Here is a 17,475-nt window from a genome sequence, read left to right as displayed (position 1 = left end):
GTCCTCACCGAGCCAGACGGCCGACCCGGGACCCAAACGCAAACTGCGCTGAACCCCTCGACACAAACCTCACGAGCAGGATTTCAGTCATGTCCATCAACAGCGCCATGCTCTCGGGCGTCTCCGGTCTGGTCGCCAACTCGTCGGCCCTGGCCGCGATCTCGGACAACATCGCGAACGTCAACACCGTCGGCTACAAGCGCTCGTCGGCCAACTTCTCCACGCTGGTCACCTCGCAGAGCAAGAACAACACCTACAGCGCCGGCGGCGTGAAGGCCCTGACGCACCAGTTCATCAGCCAGCAGGGCCTGACCCAGTCGACGACCTCGAACCTCGACCTGTCGATCGCCGGCTCGGGCTTCTTCGTCACCACCGAGAAGCCGGAAGGCCTGACCGCCACCGACACCCGCTCGTTCACGCGCGCCGGTTCGTTCCAGCTGGACAACCTGGGCTACCTGAAGAACGACGCCGGCCTCTACCTGCAGGGCTGGCTGGCCGATCCGGTCACCGGCATGATCACGCCCGACCCGTCGGACCTGACCCAGCTGTCGTCGATCAACGTCGGCACCGTCGGCGGCACCGCCGAGAAGACCACGCGCGTCGGCGTCAACGCCAACCTGCGTTCTGAGCAAGCCGTGTCGGCCGCCGCCAACGCGGTCTCCAACAAGACGGGCGTGACCGACTCGGCCGCCGCCACGGCCAACTACTCCGTCTATTACAGCCCGACCGGCGCCGGTAACCAATACCAGGTCGAGGTCCGCCGCGCGGGCGTCGTGGTCGACACCGGCACGGCCGTGTTCGACCCGACCACGGGCGCCCTGACCAGCTTCACCCCGACCGGCGCGGGCGCTCCGGCGGCCAACATCAACGCCGGCGGCGGCGCCACCGTGTCGTTCGCGGCCCTGGGCCTGAACAACAAGACCGACGCGGTCAGCGCCGGCGCCTATGACCCGGCCACCCGCTCGATGGCCGACTACGCCGAGGATCCGACCACCGGCGTCAAGCCTGACTTCGAGATCCAGATCCCGGTCTCGGACTCCAAGGGCGGCCAGCGCACCGTGACCCTGTCGCTGCTCAAGGGCCCCGGCCCGAACGAGTGGTTCGCCGAACTGCGCGCCAAGCCGGGCGACCTGGACAACAACACCAACGGCCTGATCAGCTCGGGCAAGATCACCTTCACCACGGACGGTAAGCTGGCTTCGGTCGGCAACCTGTTCGGCGGCGTGACCCCGACGGCGATCAACATCGGCGCGTCCGATCCGACCGCCACCGGCGCTGGTCCGCGCTGGGCCGACGGCCTGGGCATCGACGCCCAGGACATCCAGATCGACCTGGCCAGCGCCGCCGGCGGCCTGACCCAGTACAACAGCCAGTCGGTCGTCCAGTCGGTGAACACCAACGGCACCGCGTTCGGCAACCTGACCAACATCGAGGTCGACGAGGACGGCTACGTCTCGGCCATCTTCGACAACGGGGTGACTCGCCGGATCGCCCAGGTGGCCATCGCGACCTTCTCGAACGTCAACGGTCTGAAGGGCGTCAACGGCAACGCCTACCGCGTCACCAATGAAAGCGGCACCTACAGCTTGAAGACCCCGGGCCAGGGCGGCGCGGGTTCTCTGGCGCCGTCGACGCTGGAAGCTTCGACTGTCGACCTGTCGACTGAATTCACCGGCCTGATCACTACGCAGCGTGCGTACTCGGCCTCGTCGAAAATCATCACTACCGCCGATCAGATGCTGGAAGAACTTCTGAGCATTAAGCGCTGATCATAGGTCTTAACTTGTCTTAATCAGAGTGTGTCACATCGATACACTCTGATGGCTGGAGGAAGTCCCTTGTTTAGGTCTTTCTTTACTACCGGAATTAAGCCGCCGTTATTCCCCGGCGCCTATATTCCTCGTCAACAGTGATGGTTGTGGGAAAGGCGTAAAGCCATGTTGCAGCAGCAGCGCACGAACAGCCGGGGTGAAAAGTACGTCATCGGTCCGACCGGTGCGCCTCTTACCCTGTCGGATCTTCCGCCCCCGGAAACCCAGCGTTGGGTGATCCGGCGTAAGGCCGAGGTGGTCGCCGCCGTCCGCGGTGGTCTCCTCTCGCTCGACGAGGCGTGCGATCGTTACAAGCTGACCAACGAGGAATTCCTCGCCTGGCAGCAGTCTATCGACCGGCACGGCCTGGCGGGTCTGCGGACCACCCGGCTTCAGCAGTACCGCTAAACGGCGGAAAAACTGAAAGGGCGCGAGGAGTTATGCTCCATCAAGCGCCCGAACGGTCTGTTCAGCGGCCGCGCCCCCCGGGGCGCGGCCGCGACCATTTGGCGCCTATGGAGGCGGGTTCTCGCCCCAAATCTAAAGCCGTCGTTAACCATCGACTGGGTAAATCCTGCCTAGCGACGGCGGACTTCCATCCGTCTCGCTTGCGCTCCGTTCGGACGCAGTTTGAGGGACAGGCCCAGTGGATAAATTCCTGAGCGCGATTCAGAAGTTCGGCGTCGGTCGACTGGCCGCCCTGGCGGGCGTCGCCGTCGGCTCCATCGCCGTGCTGGCCGCGGTTGTGATGATGCTGGGCAAGCAGCCGAGCGAGCTGCTGTATTCGAATCTCGACCTCAAGGAAGCCTCGGCCGTCACCCAGGCGCTGGACCAGGCCGGCATCAAGTACGAGACCAAGGGCGACGGCTCGACCATCATGGTCGCCCGCGACAAGGTCAATTCGGCCCGCCTGCTGGTTTCGGGCAAGGGTCTCGTGACCTCGGGCTCGATCGGCTACGAGATCTTCGACACCGGCAACGCCATCGGCCAGACCGACTTCGTCCAGCAGCTGAACCGCCAGCGCGCCCTGCAGGGCGAGCTGGAACGCACCATCCGCGGCTGGCAGGGCGTGCGCGACGTCCGCGTGCACCTCGTCCTGCCCAAGCGCCAGCTGTTCGAGGAAGACGCCGAGCAGCCGTCCGCCGCCGTCACCATCGGCACCGCCGGCCGCGAGCCGTCGTCGGACATGGTCGCCGCCGTCCAGAACCTGGTCGCCGGCTCGGTCCCGGGCATGAAGCCCGAGCGCGTCAACGTCATCGACCAGCACGGCAAGACCCTGTCGGCCGGCGGCGACGAGAGCCTGGCCGGCCGCCTGGCCCAGGACCGCAAGTCGGAAGCCGAAGCCCGCATCGCCAAGAGCGTCAAGGAAATGCTCGACGGCGTGCTCGGCCCGGGCAAGGCCCGCGTCACGGTCACCGCCGACCTCGACCTGAACCGCATCACCACCCAGGAAAAGAAGTTCGATCCGGACGGCCAGGTCGTGCGCTCGGAAAGCACCAGCGCCAACAACCAGTCCGAGACCCGCAACGACGACACCAGCGGCGTCACCGCCACCCAGAACATCCCCGGCGGCCAGCCGGCCGGCTTCCAGCCTGTCGGCTCGAACTCGGGCAGCAACGAGACCACCACCAACTACGAGATCTCCGAATCGGTCCGCACCGAAGTCACCGAGCCGGGCTCGATGAAGAAGGTCGCCGTGGCCGTGGCCGTGGACGGCGTCACCGCCGCTCCCGGCAAGGACGGCAAGCCGGGCGCCTACACCCCGCGCAGCGCCGAGGAGATCGCCCAGATCGAAGAGCTGGTGAAGACCGCCATCGGTTACGACGCCGGCCGCGGCGACCAGGTGAAGGTCACCAACATCCGCTTCCCGACCGCCGAGGACCAGGGCCTTGACGGCAAGGGCGGGCTGATGGCCGGCTTCGACAAGGACGACCTGATGCGCGTCGCCGAGATCGGCGTGCTGGCCATCGTCGCCCTGCTGATCCTGCTGTTCGCCGTGCGTCCGTTCATCAAGAGCCTGACCCAGCCGGCCAGCCAGCACCCCGTCGCGCTGGCCCTGGGCCAGGGCGACCAGCCGGTCACCCGCCTGGTCACCCTGTCGGACGGCACCACCCAGCAGGTGGTCGTCGACCAGTCGGGCGAGCCGATCGCCATCGCCGGCCCGGTCTCCGACATCGACCAGCGCATCGACATCGCCAAGATCGAAGGCCAGGTGAAGGCCTCGTCCATCAAGCGCGTCTCGGAGTTCGTCGAGAAGCACCCCGAAGAGTCGGTCGCGATCCTGCGCAACTGGCTGCACGAGTCGGAGTGATCGGATGAAGGCCGCCGTCACAGACATCGCCAAGCTGGCCGGGCCCGAAAAGGCCGCCATCGTCCTGCTCGCCCTGGGCGAAGAGCACACCCGCATCTGGGAAGCGCTCGACGACGAGGAGATCAAGGAAGTCTCGCAGGCCATGGCCAGCCTGGGCACGGTCTCGGCCTCGGTGGTGGAAGAGCTGCTGGTCGAGTTCGTCTCGGGCATGAGCTCGACCGGCGCGATCATGGGCTCCTACGAGCAGACCCAGCGCCTGCTGATGTCGTTCATGGCGCCCGAGAAGGTCGACCAGCTGATGGAAGAGATCCGCGGTCCGGCGGGTCGAACCATGTGGGACAAGCTGGGCAACGTGAACGAGGCGGTGCTCGCCAACTACCTGAAGAACGAATACCCCCAGACCGTCGCCGTCGTGCTGTCGAAGGTGAAAAGCGACCACGCCGCCCGCGTGCTGGCCTGCCTGCCGGAAGACTTCGCGCTGGAATGCGTCACCCGCATGCTGCGCATGGAGCCGGTGCAGCGCGAAATCCTCGACAAGATCGAGCAGACCCTGCGGATCGAGTTCATGTCGAACCTGGCGCGCACATCCAAGCGCGACAGCCACGAGATGATGGCCGAGATCTTCAACAACTTCGACCGCCAGACCGAGGCCCGCTTCATCGCCGCCCTGGAAGAGCGCAACCGCGAGGCGGCCGAGCGCATCCGGGCCCTGATGTTCGTGTTCGAGGACCTGTCGAAGCTGGATCCGGGCGGCGTGCAGACCCTGCTGCGCGCCACCGGCAAGGAACAGCTGGCCCTGGCCCTGAAGGGCGCCTCGGACAAGCTGCGCGAGATGTTCTTCTCCAACATGTCCGAACGCGCCTCGAAGATCATGCGCGAGGACATGGAAAGCATGGGCCCGGTGCGTCTGAAGGACGTCGACCAGGCCCAGGTCGCCATGGTCCAGATCGCCAAGGACCTCGCCGCCAAGGGCGAGATCATGCTGGCCGGTTCGGGCAGCGACGACGAGCTGATCTACTGAGGCGCGCGGCATGACCAACGGAACCTATCAGCGCTTCGCCTTCGACACGGTCTTCGACGACCGTGGCGGGGTGGCCTACGAGGCCCCCAAGGTGAAGAAGAGCTTCACGCCCGAAGAGGTCGAAGCCGCCCGCGCCGAGGCCTATGCCGAGGGCGAGCGCTCGGCCGTGGCCCGCGCCGAGCAGGAAGCCGCCCAGGCCATGAACGCCATCGCCCACGCCGTGCACGGCGCGCTGGCGACCCTGTCGGCCGTGGCCCACGAGCACCGTGAGCACGCCGCGCGCCTGGCGCTTGCCTGCGCCAACAAGATCGCCGACGCGGCCCTGGACCAGTTCCCCGAGGCCCCGGCCTCGGCGGCCCTGCTGGCCCTGGCCCGCGAGGTCGAGGCCCAGCCGAAGCTTTCCATCCGCGTCGCGCCGCACCTGGTGGAGCGCACCCAGGCGGCCCTGGAGCAGACCGCCCACGCCATCGGCTTCCCGGGCGCGATCGTCGCCCGCGCCGACGCCGCTCAGCCGCCCGCCGCCTTCGTCCTCGACTGGGGCGACGGCCGCGCCGAGTTCAATCCCGACGAGGCGGCGCAGCGCGTCGCCGAGGCCCTGGACGCCGCCATCGCGGCCGAGGGCCTGCACGCCGAACCCCTTCTTCCTAGCGAAGGCTGACCGCCATGTCTGACGACCTGACCCTCAACGATTTCAACGGCGGCATGCTGGCCTCGGAAATCCCGGTCGAGCTGAGCGACAAGATCGCTTCCGACCTGGCCCCGGTGTTCGACGTGCCCGTCAACATCTCGGCCGTGCTCGGCCGCTCGAACATGTCGGTGGCCCAGCTGCTGCAGCTGCAGGCCGGTTCGATCCTCGAGCTCGACCGCAAGGTCGGCGAGGCGATCGACATCTACGTCAACAACCGCCTGGTCGCCCGGGGCGAGGTCGTCGTCGTCGACGAGCGCCTGGGCGTGACCATGACGGAAATCATCAAGGACGGCGACGCCGCGGGCTGATCCCCGCAGCTTTCCGTCCACCCCAGTCCGCGCCTTCTGAAAGAGGGCGAAGCAGTAGAAGATCGGTCCGGAAGGGCCGCCCGGAGACAAGACAATGCGCCTCTTGGTCGTTGGTAAACTGAACGGTCAGCTCTCGGTCGCCGTGAAGATGGCGATGAACGCCGGGGCCAAGGTTTCGCACGTCGAGACGACGGAGCAGGCCACCAACGCGCTGCGCGCCGGGCAGGGCGCCGACCTGATGATGGTCGACTACGGCCTGGACATCGCCGGCCTGATCCTGGCCAACGAGAGCGAGCGCATCCGGGTGCCGGTCGTGGCCTGCGGCGTCGACGCCGACCCGATGCGCGCCGCCGGCGCCATCAAGGCGGGGGCCAAGGAATTCATCCCGCTGCCGCCGGACGCCGAGCTGATCGCCGCCGTCCTGGCCGCCGTCACCGACGACAACCGTCCGATGATCGCCCGCGACCCGAACATGGAGCAGGTGATCAAGCTGGCCGACCAGGTCGCGCCGTCTGACGCCTCGATCCTGATCACCGGCGAAAGCGGCTCGGGTAAGGAAGTGATGGCCCGCCACGTCCACGCGAAATCGCGTCGGGCCAAGGCGCCGTTCATCAGCGTCAACTGCGCCGCCATCCCCGAGAACCTGCTGGAAAGCGAGCTGTTCGGCCACGAGAAGGGGGCCTTCACCGGCGCCCTGGCCCGCCGCATCGGCAAGTTCGAGGAAGCCAACGGCGGCACCCTGCTGTTGGACGAAATCTCGGAAATGGACGTGCGCCTGCAGGCCAAGCTGCTGCGCGCCATCCAGGAGCGCGAGATCGACCGCGTCGGCGGCACCAAGCCGGTGAAGGTCGACATCCGCATCCTGGCCACGTCGAACCGCAACCTGGCCGACGCGGTCAAGGAAGGCGTGTTCCGCGAAGACCTGCTCTATCGCCTGAACGTCGTGAACCTGGCCCTGCCGCCGCTGCGCGAGCGCCCGGGCGACATCATCAATCTGTGCGAGCACTTCGTGAAGAAGTACTCGGCCGCCAACGGCATCGACCTGAAGCCGATCTCGGCCGAGGCCAAGCGCCGCCTGATCGCCCACCGCTGGCCGGGCAACGTGCGCGAGCTGGAAAACGCCATGCACCGCGCGGTGCTGCTGTCGACCGGCGCTGAGATCGAGGAGTTCGCCATCCGCCTGCCGGACGGCCAGCCCCTGGCGCCGGCCCCCGACGCGGCAGTGGCCCGCGGCGCCTCGATGGCGGCGGCCGAAGCCGTGGCCAGCGCCGCCGTCGCCCGCAGCTTCGTCGGCCAGACCGTGGCCGAGATGGAGCAGACGCTGATCATCGACACCCTGGAGCACTGCCTGGGCAACCGAACCCACGCCGCCAACATCCTGGGCATCTCGATCCGCACTCTGCGCAACAAGCTCAAGGAATACGGCGACGCCGGCGTCAACGTGCCCCCGCCGCAGGGCGGCGTCGGCGCGGCCGCCTAAACCTCCAGTGTAGAATCTGTTCGGCGCCCGCGACGATCGGTCCGGCGCCGAACATGGCTAATTTGGATTAAGGAGATGGCGGGCCGTCACAAATCGCTTCAAGCGGAGCGGTCCCGTCCTAGACACAGCAGCAAGGCTTTCCATGGCTGACGCCGCCGCCCCCAAGGCCGCATCCTCGATCCCCAGCGCCAAGTCGTTGTGGGAAGGGATCCTGCGCGGCGAGATGGGCCTGGCCGTCGGCGTCGTGGGCATCATCGTCCTGCTGATCCTGCCGGTGCCGCCGGCGCTGCTCGACATCCTGCTGGCCGTGTCGCTGACCGGCTCGGTGCTGATCCTGATGACGGCGGTGCTGATCAAGAAGCCGCTGGAATTCACCTCTTTCCCGACCGTGCTGCTGGTCGCGACCCTTTACCGCCTGGGCCTCAACATCGCCTCGACCCGCCTGATCCTGGGCAATGGTCACGAGGGCGGCCACGGGGCCGGCGCGGTCATCGCCGCCTTCGGCAACCTGATGATGCAGGGCAACTTCGTCATCGGCGTGATCATCTTCATCATCCTGGTGGTGGTGAACTTCATGGTCGTCACCAAGGGTTCGGGCCGCATCGCCGAAGTGGCCGCGCGCTTCACCCTGGACGCGATGCCCGGCAAGCAGATGGCCATCGACGCCGACCTGTCGACGGGCCTGATCGACCAGGACCAGGCCAAGATCCGCCGCAAGGAACTGGAACAGGAAAGCACCTTCTTCGGCGCCATGGACGGCGCCAGCAAGTTCGTGAAGGGCGACGCGGTCGCCGGCCTGATCATCACCGGCATCAACATCGTCGGCGGCATCCTGATCGGCGTCGTGCAGCACAAGGTGCCGCTCGGCGAGGCCGCCTCGACCTACACCCTGATGACCATCGGCGACGGCCTGGTCAGCCAGATCCCGGCCCTGATCATCTCGATCGCCGCCGGTCTGGTCGTGTCTAAGGCGGGCGTCGAGGGCAGCGCCGACAAGGCCCTGACCACCCAACTGGCCATGAACCCCGTCGCCCTGGGCATGGTCTCGGCCTCGTCGGGCGTCATCGCCCTGATCCCCGGCATGCCGCTGATCCCGTTCGCGGCCCTGGCGGTCGGTGCGGGCTATCTGGCCTATCGCCGGGCCCAGCAGGCCAAGCTCGCCCCCGCCAAGGAGGCCGCCGAAGCCGCCGCCGCAGCAGCAGCCGCCGCCCCGGCCGAGCCGGAAGAAGAGCCGATCAGCGCGGCCCTGGCCATCGACGACGTCAAGATCGAGCTGGGCTACGGCCTGCTGACCCTGATCAACGACCTGGAAGGCCGCCGCCTGACCGACCAGATCCGCGCTCTGCGCAAGACCCTGGCCACCGAGTTCGGCTTCGTCATGCCGCCCGTGCGCATCCTCGACAACATGCGCCTGGCCAACCAGGGCTACGCCATCCGCATCAAGGAGATGGAAGCGGGTCTGGGCGAAGTGCGCCTGGGCCACCTGATGGCCATGGACCCGCGCGGCGGCCAGGTGGAGCTGCCCGGCGAGCACGTGCGCGAGCCCGCCTTCGGCCTGCCGGCCACCTGGGTCGCCGACGACCTGCGCGAAGAGGCGACGTTCCGCGGCTATACGGTCGTCGATCCGGCCACGGTGCTGACCACGCACCTGACCGAGATCCTCAAGGAGAACATGGCCGACCTGCTCTCCTACGCCGAGGTGCAGAAGCTCCTGAAGGAGCTGCCGGAAAACCAGAAGAAGCTCGTCGACGACCTGATCCCCGGCGTCGTCAACGCCGCCACGATCCAACGCGTGCTGCAGGCCCTGCTCAAGGAGCGCGTCTCGATCCGCGACCTGCCGCAGATCCTGGAAGGCATCGGCGAGGCCGCCCCGCACACGGCTTCGGTCACCCAGCTGGTCGAGCAGGTGCGCGCGCGCCTGGCCCGCCAGCTGTGCTGGGCCAATCGCGGCGAGGACGGCGCCCTGCCGATCATCACCCTGTCGGCCGACTGGGAGCAGGCCTTCGCCGAAGCCCTGATCGGGCCGGGCGAGGACAAGCAGCTGGCCCTGGCCCCCTCGCGCCTGCAGGACTTCATCCGCGGCGTGCGCGACACCTTCGAGCGCGCCGCCCTGCAAGGCGAACAGCCGGTGCTGCTGACCAGCCCGGGCATCCGCCCCTACGTCCGCTCGATCATCGAGCGCTTCCGCGGCCAGACCGTGGTGATGAGCCAGAACGAGATCCACCCCCGGGCGCGTCTGAAGACGGTGGGGATGGTCTAGGGCCGTCTACGCGCCAACTTCTGTTCACGACCCATTGCGGACCTTCGCCGAAGCGCTAGCGTGCTGGCATGAAAAAGAACCGGGCATATCTAGCCGCAATGCTCTTCGTCGGCTTCTCTGTGTTCGCTCAAACGGCCTGTGACCGGAATGCGGTTCGATCGACTCCGCCGGAAAATGCTACGGGAGTCTGCTATCGGCGACTTGAGTGGTTTGACGCGGGGAAGCTTCACGACCGGTTCGAGACCCTCGTCGTTGTGCAGTCATCCAAGTCCGCGACCGACATGACGCGCGTGATGGATATGGAAGACGCCCGCGCACGCTCGCCTTCAGCTCACCATCTGACGCCCAACCGCTGGCACAGCGGGTGGCTGACCGACACAGCTCACGACTTCACAAGCGGCCCTTCCTGCGCCCATCTACCGGCTTTCGTCGAGCGCCGTTAAAGTCTGATAACCACCCTTTGCGGAGTGTCAGTTCGTCCGCTTCCAAGGCGACGGGAATAGGGATCCGACCTTAAGCCCCGAACGCCGTGTGGTAGGTCACCGCGCCGCGCGGCGGGCGGCCCTTGAAGATCAGCCGTTGCAGGTAGGGCGAGGACTCGCCGCCGTAGGTCAGAACCTCGTCGGCCACGAAGCCGAACCGTTCGTAATATTTGGGCGAGCCCAGCAGCACGCAGCCGGCGGCGCCGCGCGCTTCCAGCTGCTTGAGGCCTTCGCGGATCAGGGCCTGGCCAAGGCCCGTGCCCTGCTGGTCGGGGTTCACCGACACCGGGCCAAGGCCGTACCAGTCGCCCGACGAGACCTCGATATCGACCGGCGAAAAGGCGATGTGGCCGGCCACCTGGCCGTCGACCTCGGCCACCAGCGACAGCGACAGGGCGCCGGCCGCGCGCAGGGCGGCGACGATCAGGGCTTCGGTCTGGCTGCTGTAGGGACGGCCCAGGAAGGCGGCGGACGTCACCGCGCCGATGGCGGCGACGTCTTCGGGGCGCTCGGGACGGATCAGCATGGCTCAGGCTTCCAGGGTGGCGAGAACGAAGTCGGCGCGGGCGGCGACCGAGGTCTTCGGCAGGATGACGACCTCATAGTCGAGGGCGGGCAGGGCGGCTTCCAGGCGGTGATATTCCTCCAGCGCCGCGTCGAGGCCGTGGCGGCGTTCGGCGTCGGCGACGTGGATCTGCGGCCAGGGCGGCGCGAGAAAGACGCGGCGGTGATAGCGGTGGGCGCGGTCCAGCGCCCGCAGGCTCGGCTCGCCGGTGGCGGCCTCCAGGGCGCTGGCGGCGTCGACTAGGCCGCGGTCGAAGAACACCCAGCCATGCAGGCCGCGCGCGGCCTCGCGATCGGCCAGGGCCAGTTCGACGGCGCGGCGGGCGAAGGCGGCGGGATCGTTCCAGGGCAGGACGGTGTCGTCCGGCCCTTGCGCCTGCCGGACGATGCGGCGGCCGGGCTCCTCGACGACGGCGTAGCCGCGCGCGGCCAGCTGCGCCAGCAGGCTGGACTTGCCGCCGCCCGAGCAGCCGGTGATCAGGACGAAGTTGTCGGCCATGAGTCGTCCTCCGGCCGGCATCTTATCCTAGCGGGTCATCCAGGGCTTGGACTTGCCGGTCGGCGCGGTGGCGTCGGCCTTGTCGACCTTGCCGCTGGAGGCCTTGGGGCCATGGCCGTGGCGGCCCTGGGCCGCCTTCTTCAGGCGCAGGGCGCGCTGCATCGGGGTTTCGTTCGGCGGGGCGTCGTTGGTCTCGTTGCTCATCGGCGCGCTGTAGCACGCCGGACGCCCCACGTCCCGCTTGGCGACCGCCGGGGCGGTCGCCAAGCCATCTACTTGAAGCGTGGCGGACGCCGAAACCGCACACACTTTCGGCTGCCACGCTTTAGTGCCCTCCCGAACGGTCCGGGTGGGGGACCTTAGCCACGTCGGCGGCCGTCACCGGCTTGGCGTAGGCGTTGCCGAAGTGGGTGCGGACATAGGTGACGACCTGAGCGATCTGCTCGTCGTCCAGCGTGCCGGCGAAGGGCGGCATGCCCCCCTGGCCGCGCACCACCACCATGGAGACGTAAGGGGCGGCGGCCAGCTTTGGATTGCCGGCGAGGGCGGGAATCGTGCCCGCGCCGGTTCCGCCCTTGGCGTCGGCCATGTGGCAGGCCTGGCAGACGGCCTCGTAGACCTGCTGGCCGGTAAGGGGCTTGGCGACGCGGACCACGCCGCCGCCGGTGTCGCCGCCGGGCGGGGCCTGGGCGACGGCGGGGATGGCGCAGGCGAGGACGGCGACCAGCGCCGACGCCGCGACGAGAACGGGACGGGTCATGCTCTAGGCCTCCAGGGCGCGCTTGTGCAGGCGGGTGATAGCGTCCAGCGACGAGAGCAGCGCGCCCTCCATCCAGCAGCCGACATAGGAGGCGTGCTCGCCGGCCAGCACGATGCGCCGGTCCATGGCCACCAGGGTCTGGTAGTGCTGCTTGCGGGTCTCCTCGGTCCAGCGGGCGCAGCAGCCCAGCGCCCAGGGCACGCGGCTCCAGGCCACCGAGGCGCCGTTGGCGAACTCCTTGCGATAGCTCTGCGGGTGCAGGACCGAGCCCTGTTGCAGGGCGACCTCGATGCGTTGCTGCGGCGTCATGCCGGCCAGGCGATAGGCCCCCATCTCGCGGGCGAAGGCCCCCAGCAGCACGGCCGGCCCGTTCCCGAACAGGTTGTTGTTGGGATAGGAGATCAGGGCGATCTCCTGGTCGGTGAAGCTGTGGCCGCCGTAGATGGAGTCTTCCTCCTCCCAGAAGCGCCGCTTCATCTCCAGGCCGATCTTCACCTGGCCCGAATAGGGCACGGCCTTGATGGCGGCGGCCAGGTCGTCGCTGATCTCGCTGTCGATCTGGCCGAGGATGGAAAGTGGAATGGTGCAAACGCACCAGTCTGCCTTGGCGGTCTCGACCTTGCCGGTGGCGGTGTCGCTGAAGGTGACGGCCACGCCCTTGTCGTCCTGGGCGATCTTCGTGACCTTGGCGTTGAAGGTCGTCAGGCCCTCGACCTGCCTGGCGAAGGCCTTGCCGATCATGTCCATGCCGCCGACCGGCTGGAACATGGTGGTCTGCATCTCATGGCCCATGAAGAAGGCCATCGAGGTCCAGACCTGCGGGTCGAGCACGTCGTGCAGGGCGTAGAGGTCGGAGGGGATCGGCGCGCCGTCGATCCCGCCGCCGGGCGGCCGGTCATAGCCCCGGTGGGCCGAGCTGCGCAGGCCCTTGGCGTAGCGGTAGTCGCCGTCGAGCATGCCCCAGCCCTTCAGGGCCTCGAGCAGCTTTTCGCGATCCTCCGGCGTGACCGCGTCGTCCAGCGCCCTGGTGTTGATCGATTTGGCCAGCAGCTCGGCGACATTGCCCTCGAAGTCGGCCGCGGCGGCCTTGAAGCGCACCGGCTTGCCGCCGAACGCGGTCGAGGAATGGACGAAGGTGTTGTGGTTGAACTGGATGAACGGTTCCAGCGCCACGCCGAACTGCTTGCAGTAGTGCAGCAGGGTGCGGTGATGGTGCGGGATCCGCCACGGGCCGGGGTTGAAGTAGTTGCCGGCGGCGAAGCCGACCTTCTGGGTCGCGCCGCCCAGCTCGGTATAGGTGTCGCCGCCGCGCAGGGACCAGTTCCGGCCGCCCGCGCGGCCCTGGTATTCGAGGATCCGCACCTTGTAGCCGGCGCGGGTCAGCTCATAGGCCGCCAGCAGACCGGCCAGGCCCGCCCCCAGCACCAGCACCGAGGCGCCGGGCCTTGCGCCCGCGAGGTTCGGCGGGCCGTGGAACTGGGTCTCGGCGGCGTGGCCGAGGGTGGTGATGGCCTGATACAGCGCCGCCGTCCCGCCTACCCGGGCGATGGCGGTCAAGAGCTGTCTTCTGGTCGGTACGCGAACTCCGTCTGGCATGTGCTCGGCCCTATCCCCTTCGCCGCCGCCCGCGACCGGGCGGCGTGCTGGGACCGAGCTAAGCAGGCCGCCTTACGCCCCCGCCGCCCACTTTGTTCGCGTGGCGAGCGGATGGGTTCGCGGATCACCGTTCCGCAGCGTTCGGACGATGGGGCTGCGCAGGAAACGGGCAGGGGAGGGCGGCGGCTTACGACTCACATTCAGTTCGTCATCCCGGGCGGAGGTCTGCGGAGCGGACCGTAGACCCGGGACCCAGGGGGCTGGGCGCGGCGCTGGGGTCGCCGTTCAAGCGGTGGCCGACGCATCGCGTAGACTGGGTCCCGGCTCTGCGCTTCGCTTCGGCCGGGATGACGGCCTATGGGAGGCCTAAGGAACCTCGGGTAGCGCCCAGGGCTGGAACGCCTCGCGCATCTTCAGGCGGTCGTAATAGGCCTCGACCGCCGGCAGGGCGGCGCGGTCGATGGGGGAGGCGGCCCAGCGGTGGACGGAGACGCCCAGCACCACGTCGGCCAGGGTGAAGGTCTCGCCGGCGGCGAAGGCGCCGGTGCGGTCGAGCTGGCGATCGAGCAGGACCATGGCGCCGTTCCAGGCGTGGATGCTGGCGGCGATCTGGGCCGGATCGTCGAAGCCGGGCATGCGGCGCACCAGGCCGGCGAAGGCGTAGCGCCAGGCGGTGTTCAGCTCGGTGGCCTGCCAGTCCATCCACTGTTCGACGGCGGCCCGGCCGCGCGGCTCGGTGGACAGCAGGGACTCGCCGCCGACGTGGCGCGAGGCGAGGTAGCGGCAGATGGTGTTCGACTCCCACAGCGGTCCGTGCTCGTCGATCAGCACCGGCACCAGGGCGTTGGGGTTCAGCGCCAGGAAGGCCGGGTGGCTGGTCGAGGCGTAGCCGGTTCCCCAGTCTTCGCGCTCATAGGCGAGATCGAGTTCGCCGCAGGTCCACAGCACCTTGCGGACGTTCAGCGACGAGGTGCGGCCCAGTATCCTGAGCATGGAGGTCTCCGTTGACGCTGCGATCTCTAGCATTGTCGGTTTCACGCGCCGGTGGAGAAATTCTTCAAGGCGAGGCGTCTCGCGACTCGTTATGTAGTCGACTTACATAACGAGGGGATTTCATGCTGTTTCGCTCCGTACTGCTCGCCGGTTCGCTGCTGGCCGGCGCCGCCCACGCCCAGGGCGACGTCTATGCGCTGGGCGAGGTGCAGGTGACCGCCCGCAACGCCGCCGGCGAGACGATCGGCGGCAGCACGGTCAAGGGCGAAGACCTGCGCAAGTTCGACAAGGCCAGCGTCGACCAGGCGCTGGACCTGATCCCTGGCGCGGCGGCGGGCGCCAGCGGCGGCTCGCGCAACGAGCGGCTGGTGTTCATTCGAGGCTTCGACCGCTTCCAGACCACCCTGTCGATCGACGGCGTGCGGGTGTTCCTGCCGGCCGACAACCGCATCGACTTCGCGCGGTTTCTCACGGCCGACCTTTCCGAGGTCCAGGTTTCCAAGGGCTATGTCTCGGTGCTGGACGGTCCGGGCGGCCTGGGCGGCGCCATCAACCTCGTGACCCGCAAGCCCTCGCGGCCCTTCGAGGGCGAGATCCGGCTGGGCGCGGGCTTCGATGGAGACGGCTCGCTCAGCAGCAACACCGTGTCGGGCCGCATCGGCGGCGAGGCCGACCGCTTCTACGTCCAGGCCAGCGGCGCGCGCAGCGAGCGCACCCACTGGCGGCTGCCGGGCGACTACAAGGCCACAGCGCTGGAGAACGGCGGCAACCGCGACCACTCCGAGAGCGAGGACTGGCGCGTCAATCTCAAAGCCGGCTTCACGCCCAACGCCACCGACGAATACTCGGTCACCTACACCCGGCAGGAGGGCGAGAAGAACGCGCCCTATCACGTCACCGACACGGCCAGCACGCGCTATTGGTCCTGGCCCTACTGGAACATCGACAGCCTGGCGCTGCTGACGCGCACGAAGATCGCCGACAACGCCGTGCTGAAGGCGCGCGTCTATCGCAACACCTTCGAGAACGCGCTCTATTCTTGGGACAACGCCCGCCAGAACAGCCAGACCCTGGGGCGGGCCTTCCGCTCCTACTATGACGACGTGGCCTATGGCGGGAACCTGGAGCTGGACGTCGACATCACGGCGAGCAACACCCTGAAGGCCGCCGCCTTCTATCGTCGCGACAAGCACGTCGAATGGCAGCAGAGCTTCGCCCCGCCGGGGACCGAGCCTCGCCAGACGGTGATCGAGGACACCACCTCGGTCGCCCTGGAGGACACCCAGCGCCTTGGCGACAAGGTCGACCTGGTGGTCGGCGTCTCGCGCGATCGCCGCGACCTGAGCCAGGCCCAGGACTACAATTCGAACGCCTTCGTCTTCTATCCGCTGACCGACGACGTGGCCTGGAACGGCCAGGCGGCGCTGGTCTGGCGGCCGCTGCCCGACGTGCAGCTGCACGGCAGCGTCTCGTCGCGCGCCCGCTTCCCGACCCTGTTCGAACGCTACAGCGCCCGCATGGGCCAGGCCGTGCCCAATCCGGACGTCAAGGCCGAGCGGGCGATCAACTACGAGCTGGGCGGTTCTGTCGACTTCACCCCGCTGCTGAAGATCGAGGGGGCGGTGTTCTACAGCGACGTGCGCGACGCCCTGATCCTGATCCCGGTGGCGCTGGGCCCGCCCTATGGCACGGTCAACCAGACCAAGAACGCCGGCGACGGCGAATATTACGGCCTGGAAGGCGCAGCGAGGTTCAAGGCCGGCGACCGCCTGACCCTGGGCGGCGCCTATACCTACCTGCACCGCAAGCTGACCGACCCGACCAACGCCGCCTTCCGCCCGACTGGCGTGCCGACCCACAGGCTGTTCGTCTATGCCGACTGGACGCTGAACGACCGCCTGTCGCTGACGCCCAGCATCGAGGCGGCGTCCAAGCGCTGGACGGTGACGTCGAGCTCGCTGGTCAGCCCCGCCCGCTACTATCGCACCGGCGGCTACGTGCTGGCCAACCTGACCGCCCAGGTGACAGTGACGCCGAAGATCGACGTCATCCTCGGCGCCCGAAACCTGCTGGGCCAGAAGTACCAGCTGGTCGACGGCTTCCCCGAGGAAGGCCGCAACTTCCGCGCCGACCTGCGGGTCAAGTTCTGAGGAGCCCCGCCATGCGTCTTGCCTTGATCCTCGCCGCCGGTCTCGCCCTGGCCGCGCCCGCCGCCTTGGCCCAGACCCAATCGGACGCAGCCTGCGCGCCCGGCGTCGAGGCCGGCCTGCCGCCGGAGCTGGCGGCCTGGGCGGCCAAGGTCCCGCTGGCGGCGGCGACTTCGACGGCTGGCCTGCCGAAAGCCGTGCTGGCGCCCGGCCAGGCCTATGCTGCGGCTCTCGCGCCGACCCCGGACGTGGTCTACGCCGTCCAGCCGGAAAAGCCCGGCGGCACGGTCAGCAAGGGCGGCCTGTTCTCGCTGAAGGTCGAGACGGCCGGGGCCTATGTGATCGCGCTGGGGACCGGCGCCTGGATCGACGTTCTGAAGGACGGCGCGGCCCAGCGCTCGACCGCCCACGGCCGGGGTCCGGCCTGCTCGACCGTGCGCAAGATGGTGACCTTCGATCTGGCACCCGGCGACTACCTGATCCAGATCTCGGCCAACGCCCAGCCGGAGCTGCCGATCATGGTCGCCCGCAAGCCCTGACGCGGCGGGGGAGGGG

Annotated in this window: 16 protein-coding genes; 10 read left to right on the top strand and 6 right to left on the bottom strand. The window is 68.3% G+C overall.

The annotated features are described in order from the left end of the window. Positions 1-89 precede the first annotated feature (89 nt). The 8 genes from flgE (at position 90) to flhA (ending at position 9,879) form a co-directional block, all read left to right on the top strand. Entirely contained in the window at positions 90-1,769 is a 1,680-nt protein-coding gene (gene flgE / locus P7A99_RS10390; protein WP_277793811.1) for a flagellar hook protein FlgE, read from the top strand. A 168-nt stretch (positions 1,770-1,937) separates the two neighbouring features. Further along, on the top strand, positions 1,938-2,219 hold the full coding sequence (sciP, locus tag P7A99_RS10385; RefSeq protein ID WP_007675208.1) for a CtrA inhibitor SciP: 282 nt from the start codon (positions 1,938-1,940) through the stop codon (positions 2,217-2,219). 238 nt (positions 2,220-2,457) lie between these two features. After that, the gene (gene fliF / locus P7A99_RS10380) at positions 2,458-4,122 is read left to right on the top strand and encodes a flagellar basal-body MS-ring/collar protein FliF (RefSeq protein WP_277793810.1); all 1,665 of its coding nucleotides are present in this window, start codon (positions 2,458-2,460) and stop codon (positions 4,120-4,122) included. Between the two features lie 4 nt (positions 4,123-4,126). After that, positions 4,127-5,143, top strand: a complete 1,017-nt coding sequence (fliG, locus tag P7A99_RS10375) for a flagellar motor switch protein FliG (RefSeq protein WP_101712594.1) — start codon at positions 4,127-4,129, stop codon at positions 5,141-5,143. A 10-nt stretch (positions 5,144-5,153) separates the two neighbouring features. Further along, positions 5,154-5,801: a flagellar assembly protein FliH gene (locus P7A99_RS10370; protein WP_277793809.1), complete on the top strand. Its 648-nt coding sequence runs from the start codon at positions 5,154-5,156 to the stop codon at positions 5,799-5,801. A gap of 5 nt (positions 5,802-5,806) precedes the next feature. After that, positions 5,807-6,139 (top strand): flagellar motor switch protein FliN, encoded by a 333-nt coding sequence (gene fliN, locus P7A99_RS10365; RefSeq protein ID WP_058346608.1) that lies wholly within the window; start codon positions 5,807-5,809, stop codon positions 6,137-6,139. 94 nt (positions 6,140-6,233) lie between these two features. Then, positions 6,234-7,619 (top strand): sigma-54-dependent transcriptional regulator FlbD, encoded by a 1,386-nt coding sequence (locus P7A99_RS10360; RefSeq protein ID WP_277793808.1) that lies wholly within the window; start codon positions 6,234-6,236, stop codon positions 7,617-7,619. A 142-nt stretch (positions 7,620-7,761) separates the two neighbouring features. Further along, positions 7,762-9,879: a flagellar biosynthesis protein FlhA gene (flhA, locus tag P7A99_RS10355; protein WP_277793807.1), complete on the top strand. Its 2,118-nt coding sequence runs from the start codon at positions 7,762-7,764 to the stop codon at positions 9,877-9,879. Positions 9,880-10,392: 513 nt separating this feature from the next. Here flhA and P7A99_RS10350 read toward each other — a convergent pair. From P7A99_RS10350 to P7A99_RS10325, 6 genes are all read right to left on the bottom strand, one after another. Next, the gene (locus P7A99_RS10350; RefSeq protein WP_277793806.1) at positions 10,393-10,887 is read right to left on the bottom strand and encodes a GNAT family N-acetyltransferase; all 495 of its coding nucleotides are present in this window, start codon (positions 10,885-10,887) and stop codon (positions 10,393-10,395) included. 3 nt (positions 10,888-10,890) lie between these two features. Then, positions 10,891-11,424 (bottom strand): AAA family ATPase, encoded by a 534-nt coding sequence (locus P7A99_RS10345; protein WP_277793805.1) that lies wholly within the window; start codon positions 11,422-11,424, stop codon positions 10,891-10,893. Positions 11,425-11,451: 27 nt separating this feature from the next. Continuing rightward, on the bottom strand, positions 11,452-11,628 hold the full coding sequence (locus P7A99_RS10340; protein ID WP_109101518.1) for a hypothetical protein: 177 nt from the start codon (positions 11,626-11,628) through the stop codon (positions 11,452-11,454). 121 nt (positions 11,629-11,749) lie between these two features. After that, the gene (locus tag P7A99_RS10335) at positions 11,750-12,184 is read right to left on the bottom strand and encodes a c-type cytochrome (protein ID WP_277793804.1); all 435 of its coding nucleotides are present in this window, start codon (positions 12,182-12,184) and stop codon (positions 11,750-11,752) included. 3 nt (positions 12,185-12,187) lie between these two features. Then, positions 12,188-13,780, bottom strand: a complete 1,593-nt coding sequence (locus tag P7A99_RS10330) for a flavin monoamine oxidase family protein (RefSeq protein ID WP_277793803.1) — start codon at positions 13,778-13,780, stop codon at positions 12,188-12,190. A gap of 366 nt (positions 13,781-14,146) precedes the next feature. Next, positions 14,147-14,773 (bottom strand): glutathione S-transferase family protein, encoded by a 627-nt coding sequence (locus P7A99_RS10325; protein WP_277793802.1) that lies wholly within the window; start codon positions 14,771-14,773, stop codon positions 14,147-14,149. 122 nt (positions 14,774-14,895) lie between these two features. Here P7A99_RS10325 and P7A99_RS10320 point away from each other — a divergent pair, with 122 nt between their 5' ends. Together P7A99_RS10320 and P7A99_RS10315 are read left to right on the top strand one after the other, a co-directional pair. Further along, on the top strand, positions 14,896-16,923 hold the full coding sequence (locus P7A99_RS10320; RefSeq protein WP_277793801.1) for a TonB-dependent receptor plug domain-containing protein: 2,028 nt from the start codon (positions 14,896-14,898) through the stop codon (positions 16,921-16,923). Positions 16,924-16,934: 11 nt separating this feature from the next. Next, positions 16,935-17,459, top strand: a complete 525-nt coding sequence (locus P7A99_RS10315; RefSeq protein WP_277793800.1) for a homogentisate 1,2-dioxygenase — start codon at positions 16,935-16,937, stop codon at positions 17,457-17,459. The last annotated feature ends 16 nt before the right edge of the window (positions 17,460-17,475 follow it).

The organism is Caulobacter endophyticus (assembly GCF_029543245.1).
GTDB classification, from domain to species: Bacteria; Pseudomonadota; Alphaproteobacteria; order Caulobacterales; family Caulobacteraceae; genus Caulobacter; species Caulobacter endophyticus_A.
This window is presented reverse-complemented; position numbering and strand designations above follow the sequence as displayed.

Bases quoted from the DNA above. Each gene is read 5' to 3' on its own strand.
- flhA (WP_277793807.1), top strand. From the start codon at position 7,762: ATGGCTGACGCCGCCGCCCCCAAGGCCGCATCCTCGATCCCCAGCGCC.
- P7A99_RS10360 (WP_277793808.1), top strand. From the start codon at position 6,234: ATGCGCCTCTTGGTCGTTGGTAAACTGAACGGTCAGCTCTCGGTCGCC.
- fliN (WP_058346608.1), top strand. From the start codon at position 5,807: ATGTCTGACGACCTGACCCTCAACGATTTCAACGGCGGCATGCTGGCC.
- P7A99_RS10370 (WP_277793809.1), top strand. From the start codon at position 5,154: ATGACCAACGGAACCTATCAGCGCTTCGCCTTCGACACGGTCTTCGAC.
- P7A99_RS10350 (WP_277793806.1), bottom strand. From the start codon at position 10,887: ATGCTGATCCGTCCCGAGCGCCCCGAAGACGTCGCCGCCATCGGCGCG.
- P7A99_RS10345 (WP_277793805.1), bottom strand. From the start codon at position 11,424: ATGGCCGACAACTTCGTCCTGATCACCGGCTGCTCGGGCGGCGGCAAG.
- P7A99_RS10335 (WP_277793804.1), bottom strand. From the start codon at position 12,184: ATGACCCGTCCCGTTCTCGTCGCGGCGTCGGCGCTGGTCGCCGTCCTC.
- sciP (WP_007675208.1), top strand. From the start codon at position 1,938: ATGTTGCAGCAGCAGCGCACGAACAGCCGGGGTGAAAAGTACGTCATC.
- P7A99_RS10340 (WP_109101518.1), bottom strand. From the start codon at position 11,628: ATGAGCAACGAGACCAACGACGCCCCGCCGAACGAAACCCCGATGCAG.
- flgE (WP_277793811.1), top strand. From the start codon at position 90: ATGTCCATCAACAGCGCCATGCTCTCGGGCGTCTCCGGTCTGGTCGCC.
- P7A99_RS10325 (WP_277793802.1), bottom strand. From the start codon at position 14,773: ATGCTCAGGATACTGGGCCGCACCTCGTCGCTGAACGTCCGCAAGGTG.
- P7A99_RS10330 (WP_277793803.1), bottom strand. From the start codon at position 13,780: ATGCCAGACGGAGTTCGCGTACCGACCAGAAGACAGCTCTTGACCGCC.
- fliG (WP_101712594.1), top strand. From the start codon at position 4,127: ATGAAGGCCGCCGTCACAGACATCGCCAAGCTGGCCGGGCCCGAAAAG.
- P7A99_RS10320 (WP_277793801.1), top strand. From the start codon at position 14,896: ATGCTGTTTCGCTCCGTACTGCTCGCCGGTTCGCTGCTGGCCGGCGCC.
- P7A99_RS10315 (WP_277793800.1), top strand. From the start codon at position 16,935: ATGCGTCTTGCCTTGATCCTCGCCGCCGGTCTCGCCCTGGCCGCGCCC.